The 17,169-nt window shown below is 27.6% G+C and carries 12 protein-coding genes; 3 read left to right on the top strand and 9 right to left on the bottom strand.

Going from position 1 to position 17,169, the window contains the following annotated elements; genetic code table 11:
• Nucleotides 1-4: 4 nt before the first annotated feature.
• The 3 genes from KQI36_RS06955 to rlmD all read right to left on the bottom strand — a co-directional run bounded on the left by KQI36_RS06955 (nt 5) and on the right by rlmD (nt 4,296).
• A complete protein-coding gene (locus KQI36_RS06955; protein WP_216450284.1) occupies nt 5-1,261 on the bottom strand; it encodes an erythromycin esterase family protein in 1,257 nt (418 codons plus the stop codon).
• Between the two features lie 386 nt (nt 1,262-1,647).
• Nucleotides 1,648-2,211 carry an HD domain-containing protein gene (locus KQI36_RS06960; protein WP_216450285.1) on the bottom strand — a complete coding sequence of 188 codons (564 nt, stop codon included), beginning with the start codon at nt 2,209-2,211 and terminating at the stop codon, nt 1,648-1,650.
• A gap of 684 nt (nt 2,212-2,895) precedes the next feature.
• Nucleotides 2,896-4,296 carry a 23S rRNA (uracil(1939)-C(5))-methyltransferase RlmD gene (gene rlmD, locus KQI36_RS06965; protein ID WP_216450286.1) on the bottom strand — a complete coding sequence of 467 codons (1,401 nt, stop codon included), beginning with the start codon at nt 4,294-4,296 and terminating at the stop codon, nt 2,896-2,898.
• Nucleotides 4,297-4,670: 374 nt separating this feature from the next.
• Between rlmD and KQI36_RS06970 the strand changes: the two genes are divergently transcribed.
• Nucleotides 4,671-5,585: a transposase gene (locus tag KQI36_RS06970; protein WP_216450287.1), complete on the top strand. Its 915-nt coding sequence runs from the start codon at nt 4,671-4,673 to the stop codon at nt 5,583-5,585.
• A 389-nt stretch (nt 5,586-5,974) separates the two neighbouring features.
• Nucleotides 5,975-6,997 (top strand): threonine aldolase family protein, encoded by a 1,023-nt coding sequence (locus tag KQI36_RS06975; RefSeq protein WP_216450290.1) that lies wholly within the window; start codon nt 5,975-5,977, stop codon nt 6,995-6,997.
• 221 nt (nt 6,998-7,218) lie between these two features.
• Here the strand turns inward: KQI36_RS06975 and KQI36_RS06980 are convergent, their stop codons facing one another.
• The 6 genes from KQI36_RS06980 to KQI36_RS07005 all read right to left on the bottom strand — a co-directional run bounded on the left by KQI36_RS06980 (nt 7,219) and on the right by KQI36_RS07005 (nt 16,045).
• Entirely contained in the window at nt 7,219-7,578 is a 360-nt protein-coding gene (locus KQI36_RS06980) for a DUF1540 domain-containing protein (protein ID WP_010294634.1), read from the bottom strand.
• 171 nt (nt 7,579-7,749) lie between these two features.
• The gene (locus KQI36_RS06985) at nt 7,750-9,783 is read right to left on the bottom strand and encodes a methyl-accepting chemotaxis protein (protein WP_216450292.1); all 2,034 of its coding nucleotides are present in this window, start codon (nt 9,781-9,783) and stop codon (nt 7,750-7,752) included.
• Between the two features lie 573 nt (nt 9,784-10,356).
• Nucleotides 10,357-12,123: a pyruvate kinase gene (gene pyk, locus KQI36_RS06990; protein ID WP_216450293.1), complete on the bottom strand. Its 1,767-nt coding sequence runs from the start codon at nt 12,121-12,123 to the stop codon at nt 10,357-10,359.
• A 110-nt stretch (nt 12,124-12,233) separates the two neighbouring features.
• Entirely contained in the window at nt 12,234-13,205 is a 972-nt protein-coding gene (pfkA, locus tag KQI36_RS06995) for a 6-phosphofructokinase (RefSeq protein WP_216450295.1), read from the bottom strand.
• A 596-nt stretch (nt 13,206-13,801) separates the two neighbouring features.
• The gene (locus tag KQI36_RS07000) at nt 13,802-14,314 is read right to left on the bottom strand and encodes a DUF8052 family protein (RefSeq protein WP_216450297.1); all 513 of its coding nucleotides are present in this window, start codon (nt 14,312-14,314) and stop codon (nt 13,802-13,804) included.
• A 111-nt stretch (nt 14,315-14,425) separates the two neighbouring features.
• Complete coding sequence (locus tag KQI36_RS07005; protein ID WP_216450298.1) at nt 14,426-16,045, bottom strand: carbon starvation CstA family protein; 1,620 nt, start codon at nt 16,043-16,045, stop codon at nt 14,426-14,428.
• 439 nt (nt 16,046-16,484) lie between these two features.
• On the opposite strand from KQI36_RS07005, the gene KQI36_RS07010 reads away from it, so the two are divergent.
• Nucleotides 16,485-17,099, top strand: a complete 615-nt coding sequence (locus KQI36_RS07010; protein ID WP_216450300.1) for a GNAT family N-acetyltransferase — start codon at nt 16,485-16,487, stop codon at nt 17,097-17,099.
• The last annotated feature ends 70 nt before the right edge of the window (nt 17,100-17,169 follow it).

Below are 17,169 nucleotides of genomic sequence, written 5' to 3' on the forward strand. Positions count from 1 at the left end.
TCATTTATTGAATTAGCGTTGTTGGATGAACTTTTTTGAAAACCACCATTCCGTTAAACGTATCGCTTGGAACAATATTTGTTGTATAAAATGATTTTAAAAGTTTTTGCCAACCTGAAATTCCTACATTTAACGTAGTAAGCTTTTGTTGTCCATTCAAAAGTTTTTGCCACTGTACATCATCAATTACTTTTGAGAAGTCAATATAGTAAAAATCACTGTCCATTTTGTCAAGCAGACTATTAAATTCATTTCGATTTTTAACTTCCATAATACTAAAATCCCCATTACTGCCTTGTGAATTGAATTCCGTATCTTCCGCATCTGTTCCAATGGCGTAATAATTTTCTCCTAAGTTCTTAGTCAGTAATTCACCCAAGCAAGTATAGCCAGAAGCTGAAGTTTTACCGATATGACCATTGTGCCCGTTAATAAAAATTACACTACCATCGCCATGTTGTAAAAACCAATTCACTTTTTCAAACATATACTTATCTCGCAAAGCATTATAGTCGGCATTATTACTTAATACCGTTTCGCTACATTCATATATTGTATTCGCACTTTCTCTTGCAAAATCAAAAGCAGTTTGTCCAGAAATAGCTACAATATCTTTTTCAGAATCATCCATCTCTTTCAATAGCTCTAAAACATCCGCTTTAGAATTATTCAAAATCTCTGTACTTAAATTCAATCTTGCTTCATCAGTTAATTGCGAAAAGGCTGTTTTATACTTTTTACTTAGTGTAGGTGCAGCGGTATCCAATACGGAAAACAAGTATTCCTTATTGTTATCATATCGCTGTATATCCATTCCATAAAAATGCAAGTCTTTTCCATCTTGGGCAGTTTCGTTATAGGAACGCATCCATTCTACCAAGCTAGCCATTTCATGAGTGCGATAAATATTAAATCCGATTTCCCCAACAACATCTTCAGCAGTTCCTTCTCCCCCATGAATATAAGAATCTACTTTTAACGCTCCTCCAAAGTCACCTTCAATAATGAATGTTCTGCTCTCATTGTTTTTGACTAATGCTTTGAATACTTCGGCTTTCATCTGATGGTATTCTTTTGCACCGTGGCTTGCTTCTCCAAGTCCTACAACCTGTACATTTTTTGATACAGCAAAAGTGCTGATATTTGTTTGTAAGTCGCTTAAGTCTACTGGTGCTGTAGCTGTTCTATTTCCGCACCCTGTAAATATAGTAATGCTTAATGCTACTATTGTAACAATATTTAAAAAACTTTTTTTATTCATTATTTAATTCCTTTCATAGTTATTGTTATTTTACTGTTAAGATCTACATAATACAAAGATTGGATAGCCACATTTATTACTGCGCATTATAGGTTCTTTGTCTATGCGTCTGTTTCTTTGATGATGAAAATGTTGATTTGTTTTTAACAGAAATTAATGTTTCCTGCTTATATTTAGAATAGTGTAACAGAAAAAATGTGATTGATTTAAAAATCAAACCTATTCATCTTCTTTATTGCGTTTCCTTTCAATTCTTTGCTAACCATTCATGTTGAACCAGTAAGGAATGGCAAATATAACAAAAATTAAAGTAACACTACTAATGTGTTAACGATATTGAACTATGTACATGTCCCTATTATTAATATCAATAATCGTACGAAGTTTTACTTTGCTTCATCAATTTTTTTAATGGTATCTTCACGAACAGCTTGTCTTAAGGATTTTAAATAATCAGAGAACGCAACCTTATCATCTGCGTAAGTTAGATTGAGTTCAAATTCTTTCGGAATCCAAGTAGACAAGTCAGACACATTGTGCTGAATCAATGCTTCAAGTCCATCAATGGCTTTATAAATCTGTGCTTCAGCTGTTTTACGCTCTGCCATTTCCTCATAAAGTTCTCCCATTTCTACTGCAAATTTTTCTGGCAAGGAATGGACCCAACTAGACAGTAGCTTTTCTTCGTTCAGCTCGTGATCTAGATTTTTTTCAAAAGTAGGAATATCTCCAGTAAAACATTCTCCTAAGTCATGAATAATGCACATTCTGATAACCTTATCCATATCAACCTCTGGGAACTCATCTCTCATAAAGAAAGCCATCAAAGTCATCATCCAACTATGTTCTGCAACACTCTCGTGTCTTCCTTTTGAAGTATAGCAATGGCGTGTTGTATCTTTCAGCTTTTCGGCTACCAATAATGCATCCAATAATTTTCTTGCTTTCATATTTATTCCCCCTACAAATTCAAGTTAGTGTCAAGTCTGACATACATTTTTCTTATTTAAAATTTCATATTTTAAAGGGTTATATCATTTTTCAAAACAAAAACAATGCCCCTATTTTCGTGTATAATTAAATCACCACAAAGCAAATATCTACGAAAGAAGGTCATTGTTATGGTTTCAATTACATTTTATTTGCTATCTATTACTCAATACAAATAAAAAAAATCTGTTTACTTTTAAATTTTATTGAATTCATGCCAAGTTATAAAGAGTTTTAAAGTTTTCAAGTGCATATTCATATAACAAGTCAGTTAAACTTTTAAAATCATTAGCATACTATTATTCAAAGACATAAAGATCAAATTAATAGACAACTCTATCTCACTCTGAATTCGAAGTCATTTCAAATAGATTTACATATTTATATTCAATAAATTTCCTTTTTAGTTTTTCTCATACTATTATTACATTACTTATATTAAAAGTAAAGTATTTCACAAACATAAAAAATAGCTAAAACTATAAGGTGTCATAGTAATTTATCAACAAGCAGAGACACTTATAAACATTTAACACCTGATTTTTCCTGTAATAGTGTTGACAGATTTTAAAAAATAAATTGCCACCATATATAAAATTATGGTGGCAATTTGATAAAAATATCCCTTTATGTTTTATTTAACCTTATAAATTCAATAGTTTAGCTTTTTCTAATTTAACCACAGTTTCAACATGAGCAGTTTGTGGAAACATATCTACTGGTTGTATTTCTAAAGTTTTATATCCTAGTTGTTGTAATATATTTAAATCTCTTGCTAATGTTGCTGGATCACAAGATACATAAACTATTTTTTTTGGTGCCATTTTAGCTATTGAATGTAATAAACTTTCTTCACATCCCTTTCTTGGTGGATCAACAACTACTACATCTGCTTTAATTCCTTTTTCTATTAATTTAGGAATCTCATTTTCAGCTTCTCCCACTATAAACTCTGTATTTGTAACATTATTTTCTTCTGCATTTTTTATAGCATTTTGTATAGCTTGAGGTATTATCTCTACCCCATAAACTTTTTTAGCATTTTGTGATAAGAACAGTGAAATTGTTCCAGTTCCACAGTAAGCATCAAATACAATTTCATCTCCTTGTAAATCGGCATATTCTAAAGCTTTATTATATAGAACTTCTGTTTGTATTGAATTCACTTGAAAAAACGATAATGGAGATATATTGAACTTAAATTCTCCTATAAAGTCAGTTATAGTATCTTTTCCATACAAAGTTTTACACTTTTGACCTAGTATTACATTAGTTTGCTTATTATTTATGTTTTGTATAATACTATCTATTCCTTCAATATCATCTTTTAACATACTAACCAATTCTTCTAAATATGGAATACTATTCCCATTAGTAACTATAACTACCATTACTTCTTCAGTTTTAAATCCTTTTCTAATCATTATATGTCTAACTATTCCACTATTCGTTTTTTCATCATAAGTTTCTATATTAAATTTTTTTATCCATTCTTTTACTACCTTTATAACCTTATCTCCAACTTCATCTTGTATGTAACAACATTCCATATTTATTATGTCATGACTTCTTGGGGCATAGAATCCAACAACGACCTCACCATCTTTATTCTTTCCTACTGGAAGTTGAACTTTATTTCTATAGTTATATGGGTTTTCCATACCTATAGTATTATGTATTTTTACATCTTCTAACTTACCAATTCTTTTAATAACATCTCTTACTCTTTCAGTTTTGAAGCTTAATTGAGCTTCATATGTACTATGCTGAAGATTACAACCACCGCATCTTTTATATGTACTACAGACTGGTTCAGTTCTTGATTCAGATGAAGACAGCACTTCTATAAGCTTTCCTACACCATAATTCTTATTAATTTTTATTAATTTAATTTTTACTGTTTCATCTTTTAAAGCTCCTTCAACAAAAACAGTAAAGTTATCTATTTTTCCAACACCTTCACCTTGATGACCACTATTCTCTATTTTTATTATATACTCCTTATTCTTTTCAACGGTACAATTCAATATATTATTTTTACCCATAAAATCACCTTTCCTAAATACACATTAAATAACTGTGCATTGAATTTTATATAAATGCTTAAATTGATTATTCCCTTTATTTTTTCAATTATAACTTATTTATTCTATTCCATAGTGAAACATTTATTTATTTTTATAATTTAAATTACTCTCTATAAAACAGTACATCCATATATTTTAACAAACTTTCTTTTAATTTAAAAGAAATTAACCATATATAGATTTTTAAATTTTTATTCAAGTTATTACTATCGATTAAAAACATCTATACTGTCAATACTCATAATAAAACAAGCTTTATTTATCAATTTAAAGCCATATAAGATTCTTATGTTATTTATGACATAAAATAGATATTTAAGGAGTGTATTAAAGTGGGAAGATATGCAAGAGAAAAAGCACCTCATGCCATATACCATATTATTATAAAAAGTGTTAAGGACAGGTTATTATTTAATTGTGATGATGATAAAAATATGTTTATGATTAAACTAAAAGAAAGTCAATTAAAGTATCCATTCAAATTATATGCATTTTGTTTAATGGATAATCATGCACATCTACTTATAGACTCACAGAATCAGGATATTTCTGTAATAATGAAAAGTTTAAATTTAAGATATGTTAAATTTTATAATAAAAAATATGATTTAGACTCTAGACTATGCAAGGAAAGATTTAAAAGTGAAATGATTACTACTGATGAGTATTTAATAAATGCTTCTATATATATTCATAAAAATCCAAAAGATTTACCAGGACTTTCAGAACAACCACAAGACTATGTATTTTCAAGTATGCATGTTTATTTAGGAGACAAAGATGAATTTGATGTTTTAGATGTTGATATGATACTAGAAATACTGTGTAAGAATAAAAGAAAAGCTAGAAAAGAATATAAAGAAATATTTGAAGCTACAATGAACCAACAAGTATCAAATTTTAAAGATATAAAATTAAAATTTAAAATTAAAGATGAAGAATTTACTAATGAAAAAGGCATATTAAAACCTGAATTATCAATAAAAGAAATTACTAATTTTGTAGCCAAAGAAGAAAATTTAAATCCCAATGAAATTTTCATTAAAAATAGAAGTAGAAATCAAAATGCAAGAGCAATGATTTCTTTACTTGCAACAGCACTTTGTGGAAAAACCTGCAAAGAAATAGCTGCAATTTTAGGTAACCTAACTTCTAGTAGAGTGTCACAACTTGGCAACAAAGCAATTGAACTAGTTTTAACCAATAACAAATACAAAATGCTCTTTGAAAATTTTATAAATTTTTAATTTTTATTGAAAATAATATCCATAAAAATTTTAAAATAATTTTATGATGAAGAATAATAGTTAAATGGACAAGCTTATGTTTTATTAATTATAAGTGACACTCACTAAATATTTTTCACTATTATAAGTGACACTCATTAAATATTTTTAACAACTTAACTTAAATACTTGTAATAGTACTTACGTTTACCTATAGTGACAGTTATTTATTATTTCATATTATTTTTTTATTTTTATTAATTAATAACTGTCACTTTAAATATATTATTATATTATTAAATTAAATAAAAATAGTTGAATTTTAAAAATTCTTTACTTATACTTCAATTAAATAATATTTTATAATTTTAGCTGAATAACCTAAAAAATAAATACAAAGGAGATTTATAATGTTATATAGTTTTAAAAATGATTATAGTGAAGGTGCGCATCCCCAAATTTTAAACTCTTTAATAGAGTCAAATCTTACCCAAGAAGAGGGGTATGGAAATGATACCCATACCCAAAATGCCATTTATAAAATAAAAAGCTTAATAGATAATAAAAATATTGATATCCATCTAATTTCTGGTGGTACCCAAACAAACTTAATTGCAATTGGTGCTTTTTTAAAGCCTTATGAAGCATGTATATCTGCAAATACAGGACATATTGCTGTCAATGAAACTGGTGCAATTGAATATACTGGACATAAAGTTATCACAGTAGATTCAAATGATGGAAAGATAACTCCAAATAAAATTGAAGAAGTTTTAAATTCTTATGGAAATGAACATGTAGTTAAACCCAAACTTGTATATATCTCCAATCCTACAGAACTAGGTACTGTCTATACAAAAAATGAACTAAAAACATTAAGCGAGTTTTGCAAATCCAATAACCTAATTTTATATGCAGATGGTGCAAGACTTGGTTGTGCACTTTGTGTTAAAGATGCAGATTTAACACTATCAGATATGTGCGATTTTACAGACTCATTTTTTATTGGGGGAACTAAAAACGGTGCCCTTCTTGGTGAAGCTTTAGTTATTAAAACTGATTTTTTAAGAGAAGATTTTAGATATCATCTAAAACAAAAAGGTGCTCTACTTGCAAAAGGAAAACTTCTTGGGATACAATTCGAGGAATTATTTAAGGATAACCTTTACTTTCAATTAGCAAATCATTCTAATATTATGGCACATCATTTAGCTAATGGGTTAAAAGAAGCTAACTGTGAATTTTTAATTGATTCTCCAACGAATCAGATTTTTCCTATACTAGAAAATAATTTAATTGAAAATTTACAAAAAAAATTTAGCTTCTATGTATGGAAAAAAATAAATGATACTCATTCAGCTATTAGATTAGTTACATCTTGGGCTACAAAAGAAGAAGTTGTAACTGAATTTATAAATGAAGTTAAAAAATAAAAGTAACTTATTATATTTGAGTGACAATTATTAATTAATGATTGTCACTCAAATACTTTGTTTGCAATATTTAATGAGTGTCACCTTATGTAAAGTTAAGTTAAGTTAATTTATTTTATATATTTAATGTCTGTCACCTTAGAACACCAAAAGAAAGAACTATATTCTTAAAGCTATAGTTCTTTCTTTACACATATAAAAATATACAAGAATACCAATCTCTATTTTTTAAATGTTGAACATTCTGTTCTTGTGCTTGACAAGGCAGTTTGACCATTTATTTGTATGTAATCTGCTGAACATACATTACCTATGTTATATACGCAATTTCTTGCATCACATTCTATTTTGGGATACATTTCTATAGATGTATTAGTAAACGCTTGTTTTATTTCCCCTTGAATATTCATATTAAACATGTTAGCTAATGAATTTTTAAGTCCCTTTTCAGCAAAGGAATCACATTGAGTAAATGCACTACTTTCAGCATTTCCCCCTCTTATTTTAATCACGCTGGCACCACACAATCCATTAGCATTATATAAACAATTTTGGGCATTACAACTTAAACTTCCATTCATAAAATCACATCCTTATTTAAATTCTTTTAAATAATAGGTTTACCTATCTATATTGTGTGAAATGAGGAAAATTTTATGTATGAAAATTTAAATTTAATATTTATTTTAATTTATAATAATAAAACTCTAATTAAATTTTAGTTTTTAAAATTTAATTAGAGTTTTATAATTTTAATCTACTTTAAATAATTCAACTTTTTCTTTCATAGTTTTAGTCATATCAGTTAAGTTTAATGCTGAACTTGCAACTTCTTCTGATGACGCATTCATTTCTTCTGCTATTGCAGCAATTTCTTGTGATGATGCTGAAATTTCTTGTGATATAGACATAACGTTCTGTACTTTTTCATTTATACTTTCTTTACTTGTAACTATTTCTCTTACTAACCCCTGACTATCTGTAATTTTAGGCGTTATATTATTTACAGCTTCTTTTATTTTCTCAAAGCTACCTACAGCACCATTTATGATTTCACTTTGAGATTCTATCTCTCCTTTAACAATTTCTGTAGTTTGAACCATTATTCCTGTTTCATTAAATACAGTGTTTAATAATTTAGTTATACTATCTGCTGATATTTTGCTTTGTTCTGCAAGCTTTCTTATTTCATCTGCTACAACAGCAAATCCTTTTCCACTTTCTCCTACTCTTGCAGCTTCTATAGCTGCATTTAAAGCAAGTAAATTAGTTTGTTCTGATATACTATTTATAAGAGTTATAATCTCATTTATCTTATTTATATTTTCTTCAACAGATTTTACCTTGTCAACTAAACTTCTAAAACCATCATTTACATTTGATACTGAAACTGTAACCCTTTGCATATCACCATTGCTTTTTTCAGATAACGTATAAATTTCCTTATTTTCACTACCTATTTCATTTATAGATAACATAACCTTTTCTATCCTATGATTGAAATCTTCAAGCATTGAAACCATGCCGCTTACATCTTCAGATTGATTTTGGATTCCAGTGGAAACTTCTTGAATTGAATTTGCAACTGAATCAGTTGAACTTGCCATTTCTTCAGATATACTAGCTAAATTTTCACTATAGTTATCTATATTTTCTGCATTTTCTCTTATAGATTTTATAGTAGAACTTACAGAACCTTGCATAATTTTCATTGCTTTTCCCATTATTCCAAGCTCATCCGTTCTTTCTATTAACTTTTCGTCTATATTGACGGTCATATCTCCATTTCCTATAATATTTAATGCATTAGTAGCATTTTTTAGTCCCTTATTTATAGATTTAATTTGATACATTATAAGAATACTACCTATAACTAAACAAATTAAAGCTGCAACAAAGGAACTTACTTGTATTGTTTTAACATCCTTTAAAACTTCATTTTTTTCTATCTTAATTCCTAATGTCCAATCAGTATCAAGAATATTGTTATAACTTAAAAAAATATCCTTACTACCATTATTGTATAATTCTATACCTTTTTCATTTTTAATCATATTATCTAAAACTTTATCAAAGCCTTTTAAGCTTTCTTCTGTTTTACAAGCTTCTTTTAAATTTACTGTTCCTATACGAGATATATCTTTATCCCCTACAATTTCACCATCATTACTTACAATAAAAGCTTCTCCTGTCTCTCCTATTTGAATATTTTTTACAATTTCATTAAAAAAATCTGCCTTTTCAATTGCAACTAATACATTTATAATTTGTCCATTTCGATCTTTTATTGGTGATGCATATGCACTAACTATTGCTCCATTATCTTTCTCATTAATGCTAGGACTTGGCGCACTTACAGATACTTTCCCACCTAACGCTTCTTTGAAATATTCTCTTTTACTTATATTAGTACTACTATCATTAAATTTAATATTTCCATCCTTATCAGCTATACCGATTCTTAAAAATCCATTTAACTTTAAAACTGACTCTAATGTTTTTAATTTTTCATCTACCGATAATTTATCATCTATCATCAAATCATTTGCAGATAAATTTTCAACAGCTTTTTTACTTATTTCTAATTTTTCATGTATATATTTTGAACTCATTTCTGTAGTTTGTGGTAATGTCGAGTTTAATAACCTATTTAATGCATTTTTAGCTATAAAACTTGATATCACAGATAAAGATGTACATATAGCAAAAGTTACTAATAAAAATACTGTTAGTAACTTAGCTCCTATGCCTTTGGGCTTTAAAAAATTTTTAATTTGTTTTTTCATTACACTCACCTACTTAAATTACTTTTAGTTAGATTTTTTTAAAAGCTTGTTTTACATATATGCTTTTTCTCGTGTATTTTTATAAATTCTTTATTATAATTAAAATTTGATTTCATAATAGATACTATTATAAAGAAACAAACTCCAATTTAAATTTATTCAATAACTTTTAAAAATTTTCATATAAAATTTAGTGTTAGGTTCTAAATGTTTCAAATCATGTCTCACTACTTTACTTATTCAAGTTTTAGAATGGATAATTTTTAAAATCAACTTGAAACATTATAATATACTAAAATAAAAAAAACACCCATGATGGGTGTCAATAATAAATCAGTTGCCTATTATATTCTTTTTAATTTTATCCATGTTTTTACAACTTTATTCACTATAACAACATAAATAAATTAAAATACAATATAATATTATATCAAAAAAATAATATAATAAACAGTAGATTTTATTTTTTTATATCTATTTCTATGTTAACTTTTTTAGAACTAATGAAATATCTAAAATATTATCTATATTTTTCATAAAATAATATACTTTTATATACTTATATTTAAACTTTTAGTGACTAATATTAGCTCTTCCAGAATAAACTATTCCCACACCTTTATTTGAATGTAGTGTTATAAATGCTCCAGTCTTTATTATTTCCATGGCATCCACTGCACTATATATTATTGGAATATCTTTTGCTGTGCAATCAATAACTACACTTGAGCTCATCTCATCCTCTTCAACAATTATTCCTGAAACTTTATCTATAACTTCACAGTATTCTCTACCCAATCTTTTTACAACAAGAATTTCTCCTTCATCTATATTATCTATTGCTTCCTTGGCATTATCAACACATAATGCCGTTCCATAAGCTGTAGTCTCTATAGTTCCTGTTCCTTGAATCAATATATCCCCAATAACATGAACTTTCATCATATTAGTACTTCCTACAAAGTTAGCTGGGATACCTGCTACCATTACAACTAAATCCCCTCTTTTTACATATCCTTTTTCTAATGAAACTTTTGCACAGTTTTCCATAAGTTCATCTGTATTATCTATTTTTTCTGCTTGTATAGCATAAACGCCCCAATTTAATGCTAAACTTCTAGCAACTCTTTCACTTGGTGTTACTGCTATTATTGGACACTTAGGTCTATATTTAGATACTTGTTTAGTTGTGTGTCCACTTTGTGTTGCAGTTATTATTGCTGATGCATTTAATTCTGACGCTGTTGTACAAGTAGCTAAACTTATAGCATTAGAAACATTTGGTATATGACTTTTTCTACTATAGTTTAATTTTGAATCATAATTTATATAATTTTCTGATGTTCTTGCAATGTTTGCCATTGTCTTTACAACTTCAACGGGATATTTTCCATTTGCAGTTTCTCCACTTAGCATTATAGCATCTGTTCCATCAAATATAGCATTTGCAACATCAGAAGCTTCAGCTCTTGTAGGTCTTGGATTTCTTATCATAGAATCCAACATTTGAGTTGCTGTTATTACAGGTTTTCCAGCTATATTACATTTCTCTATTATCATCTTTTGTACTACAGGAACTTCTTCTGCTGGTATTTCAACACCTAAGTCACCTCTAGCAACCATTATTCCATCAGAAAATTTTATTATATCATCTATATTATTTACACCTTGTCTATTTTCTATTTTAGAAAATACTTGTATATGTTCTGCTCCTGCCTTAGATAAAACCTTTTTTATGTCTAAAACATCAGAAGCTTTTCTTATAAATGAAGCAGCTACTACATCAACATCATTTTCAGCTCCAAACCTTAAATCAGCTATATCTTTTTCAGTTAATGCTGGCAGATTTATTGCCACATTAGGAACATTAATACCTTTATTGTCACCAATAACTCCAGTATTTTTAACTATTGTATATACTTTAGTTCCTTCTATTCTTTGAACCTCTAAAGCAACAAGTCCATCATTAATTAATATAGTATCTTTAGGTTCAACATCTTCATATAAATTTCCATAAGTAACAGAGCATTTAGTTTCATCACCTATAATTTCTTCCTTACAATGTATAACAAACTCTCTATCTTGTGTTAATTCTACAGTTCCATTTTCAAATTTATGTGTTCTAATTTCTGGACCCTTTGTATCTAATACTATAGCTATATATTTTTTCAGTTCACTTCTAGCTTCTTTGATCATATTAATTCTATTTTTATGTTCCTCATGGCTACCGTGAGAAAAATTAAGTCTTGCTGCGTTCATCCCACACTTCATAAGCTCTTTTATAATTTCTTTATCATCTGTTGTTGGTCCTATGGTGCATACTATTTTAGTTTTTTTCATATTTTTTTGCCTCCTTAATAAATAGACTTAAACTTTTGTTTATCCTATTTCTCTCCTATCGATTTAATATTTTTTCATTAAGTTTAATAATATTTTTTCCATACAATTTATTAGTATGATAAAATTCGTGCTATATGATACAATCTTTTATCAAAGGTTTTTTCTATTTCTAAAGCTTCTTTTATATCCATATCTATTATTTGACCATTTTTAGTTCCTACAGCTCTCCCACTTGCACCTTCCATTAAAAGTTCTACAGCTCTTACTCCTAATTTTGAAGCAAGTATTCTATCAAATGCACTTGGGTTTCCACCTCTTTGAATATATCCAAGAACTGTTGCTCTACACTGAAGTCCAGTTACATCTTCTAAATCTTTTGCTAATTTTTCTGCTCCACCTATATTTTTTGCAACACCTTCTGCTAATATTATTAAATTGTGAAGCTTTCCTTTTCTTTTACCTTCAAATATAGAAGTACATATTTCTTCAAAACTAAATTCCACTTCTGGTATTATTACACTTTCTGCTCCACCTGCAATTCCTGCAAATAAAGATAAGTCTCCACATTCTCTTCCCATAACTTCAATTATACTAATTCTTTGATGTGAAGTAGATGTATCTCTAATTTTATTTATACAGTCTAATATTGTATTTAATGCTGTATCAAAACCTATTGTGTAATCTGTATATGATAAGTCGTTATCTATTGTTCCTGGTATTCCTATTACTGGCACACCTAGTTCTGATAAGAGTTTCGCACCTTTAAAAGAACCATCACCACCAATTACCACAAGTCCATCTATTTTAAAAATATCCATTACCTTTTTAGCACGTTCTCTTCCCTCTGGAGTTCTAAACTCTTCGCTTCTAGCAGTTTTAAGTATTGTTCCACCTCTGTGAATTATATCTGATACGGAAAATCTTTGCATTTCAACAATATCGCCTTCTATAAGACCATTATATCCATTTTGTATTCCTAAAACTCTTAAGTTATTATCTGTACCCATTCTTACTACTGCTCTTATTGCTGCATTCATAGCTGGAGCATCTCCACCACTTGTTAAAACACCTATAGTTTTCATTAATAACGCCTCCTTTGCTTCTTACTTTTTATTATTAATTACATTTTGTTAAATTTTAAAATTATTTATATGAATTTTTTAGCATTGTAATAATTAAATTAAAATTTTGACAAATTAAATTATGTGCATATTATAGGGTTCTAAGTTTAATTTTAAACTTATTCATTTATTGATGAGAAAATTCAAATTAGTATTTTACTCATAATTAATATCTTAGTTTATTTAAAAGTTGTGATGAGTACTAATAATTATATTTCTAATAATAAACATATTTTTGAGTTTTAAAATTCATTTTTAGTTTTCTCTATTACTTTTAACTAATTTATAATTTAATTTTTTCCTCTTATTAATTTGACCAAAAATGCAAACTTTAAAACAAAAATTTCCATAACTTTATACTTTAAATTTTAAGCAAATTAAAAGATTTAATCAATAACTTTTAAAACTTTTGTTTATTAATTAATCTGTATTTATATTCTCCAACCTAAAAAATATAAATACATTTTAGCATAGTTATTCTATATATTATTATAAAGCAAATTTCAAAGATTTATTAGATTATATTTTGAATAAGATATTAATCTTTAAATATACTATTATACAACATTTTCTAATTTATTTAAGTATATTTTCTCCAATTCCTTTGCTTTCTTGCTTGTATACACCTTTTCTTTTTCTAAATCAATAACAACTAACCTTACTTCTGTTATACCACAAAAATAGAAACAATGAGTCTTTTCACATTTGAATTTTTTTATAGCTTGTACAGTGTTTTGAAAAAGTGGTTTTTTACAAAGCAATATTAATGTAATATTACTTTTTTTATGTTCCACATGAGGTTTTACAATTTCTTTTATTAAGCTTTTACTATGTTTTAAGAATTCACCTACTATTTTTTCGTTTAAATTATCAATTTTTTTAACAAGACAATATTCATTAACCTCAAATTTATCAATTATATCATTTTTAGTTATCAAAGTTCTTCCTGCAATGTCTTTATAATGAGCATATAAATCATACTTTTTTTTACTAATTGTTCTATCTTTTATAACTTGAAAATTTTTTTCATACATTTGCTCTAACTTTTTCATATAAGTTATTGAATCCATATTAAAACTCTCCTAACAAATTAATTGGAATATAAAATTTGAAAGAAACTAGCTATTTATTTTATTAATCGCTAGTTTCTTTCTATAATGAAATTTAAATTAGTTTACTTTTTAATTAGTTTTTGCATTATTTTTTAAAATCTTTAATTGTCTATATGACTCTACCAATAACATTATTGCTACTATTAACAGTAATGCTCCTAATATTCCTAAAATTATGCTACCACCTGTAAATAGGTTTTGATATATTAATATTAAAAGTGCTGATACTGTTACTATAAACATAAATATCATAGGTATTATTACCATAGTATGGTTTTTTCCAACCTTCATAAGCCATGTACTTAGTGCTAATAATGCTAAAGCTGCTAAAAGTTGATTTGCAGATCCAAATATAGGCCAAATCTTAGTATATCCATATAATGTTAATAAACCTGATGCTGCTACTGTTACTATAGTTGCAAACCATTTATTACAACAAACTTTTTTTATTTTTTCATCAGAATCTGAAAAAGTTTCTTGGAAAATATATCTTCCTATTCTTGTTGCTGAATCTAGACTAGTTAATGCAAAGGATGCAAATGTTAGCATAATAAAAACTTTTCCTACTTTTACTGGTACTCCAAAGCTACTCATAAAATTTGCAATACCACTAGCAAATACAGCTGCCGGTGCACCTTCTACACCTTTAAATGAGGCTACAGCTATTAATGCTATAACTGCAACTATTCCCTCTATAAGCATTGCACCATATCCTACAAGTTTTGCATCTCCCTCTTTATTTATTTGTTTTGAAGATGTTCCAGAACCTATAAGAGAGTGAAAACCAGAAACTGCACCACAAGCTACAGTTACAAATAAAAATGGAAATAAGGTTTCACCTTTTGCAGTTGTAAACCCTGCAAAGCTTGCAATTTCTAAAGTAGGATTACTTACAAATATTCCTATTGTTCCTAAAATCAACATTGAATATAGTAAAAATGAACATAAATAATCTCTTGGCTGAAGCAATATCCAGACTGGTAAAATTGATGCTGCTGCTATATATATTATAAGTACTACCATCCATGCCCCTTTAGATAATTTAATTATTGGGAATAAGTATCCAACCCATACACATAAAAATAATAAAATAACTCCAACTACCGTTGATATACCTACACCTTTACCTTTTTTATTAACAAAAAATCCAAACCCTACTGCTAATATAATGAAAAGCATTGATGCTGTTCCCGCCTGTGCACCAGCTAAATTTTCTGGGTCATATGCAAATGAACTTGCACATATATCAGTAAATGCTGCAACAACTAAAATTAATGTAGACCATGCAAAAATATTAAATAATAATTTTCCTTTTTCTCCTAAAGTAGTTTTTATTATCTCTCCTATGCTTTTTCCATCATGTCTTATTGATGCGAAAAGTGAACCAAAATCATGTACTCCTCCAACAAACACACTACCTACTAATATCCATAAATACACTGGTAGCCATCCAAATACTGAAGCAACAATTGGCCCAGTTATAGGTCCTGCACCTGCTATAGATGAAAAGTGATGACCTAACAAAACTCTTGCATCAGCAGGCACATAATCCACATTATCAAACTTAGTATGTGCAGGTGTCTTTCTATTAAGGTCTATACCCCACTTTTTAGCAAGCCAACTTCCATAGGTTAAATAAGCGACAATAAATATCACTATAGCTCCTAAAAGCAAAACTATAGCATTCATAAAAAAGCCTCCTTTAATATAATATTGAACATGTAAAATAACACTTATAAAATCCTAATACAAATTTTGTAGAAATTTATATTAAAATGATTTTCTAAATGTTTTTAACACATCCTATGTATAAAATTTCAAGTTCTATTTTTTTTGTTCTTTACAATATATATATTTATTTACTTTTTATTTATGTGTAATTAAAAAAATTAAAAAGTTAAATATAAAATAAACTATATCTATTGTGAAAAATATAATAAAAGATGATTCTATATGACCTCTTTACAGAAAAGATTTTATTATTTTAGCTGTTTACTATAAAGGAATCATTAAACTTATATATGCTATAATATTGTTAATTGTAAAATTTATTATTATATATTCACTTAATGGTAATAAAAATCTGGCACTATATCATTAACTATTTAATAACGATAGGAGTGAGAAAATGGGTGATTTAAATCTTCGTCTTATGACAGATTCAGAAGTAACATATTGGTACACACAGGAGTTTGAAAAGGACTTTAACTTACAAGAAAGAAAACCTCTAGCTGATATTATAAAACTTCAAAATTCTGGTCAATATGATTTATTAGGACTATTTGATGAACATTATAATCAAATGGTTGGGTATGCAGCTATTTGGAAATCTCCAAATATAGATTTATTACTCTTAGATTATCTTGGCGTACCTTCACACTTACGCAATAATGGACTAGGAAGTAAAATTTTATTGTACCTTAAAAAATACTACAAAAATAAATATATAATAGTAGAATCTGAGCTGCCAGTTTCTGAAGACTCTACTTCTGAAAATAATTTACGTAAGCGTAGAATAAACTTCTATAAAAGAAATGGATTTAAACCCTTATATGAAATGGCTACATGTGGCATGAGATGGCAGGCTTTAATTCTTAGTGATGATATTATATCAAGTCAATCAGAAATCTCTAAGATAATGGATGATCATAAATCTATCTATGGGAAATCACGAAATGATGTAAAGATTCCAATATATCAAGATGAAGTTCCAACTATGCCTTATTGGATGTTAAAAAAGTAATATTCAATAAATACTTTTACTTTTACTACATTATATTCTTCAACTTAAGATGTTTATATGAAAAAGTACC

It is taken from the genome of Clostridium senegalense (assembly GCF_018916625.1).
GTDB lineage: Bacteria > Bacillota > Clostridia > Clostridiales > Clostridiaceae > Clostridium_J > Clostridium_J senegalense.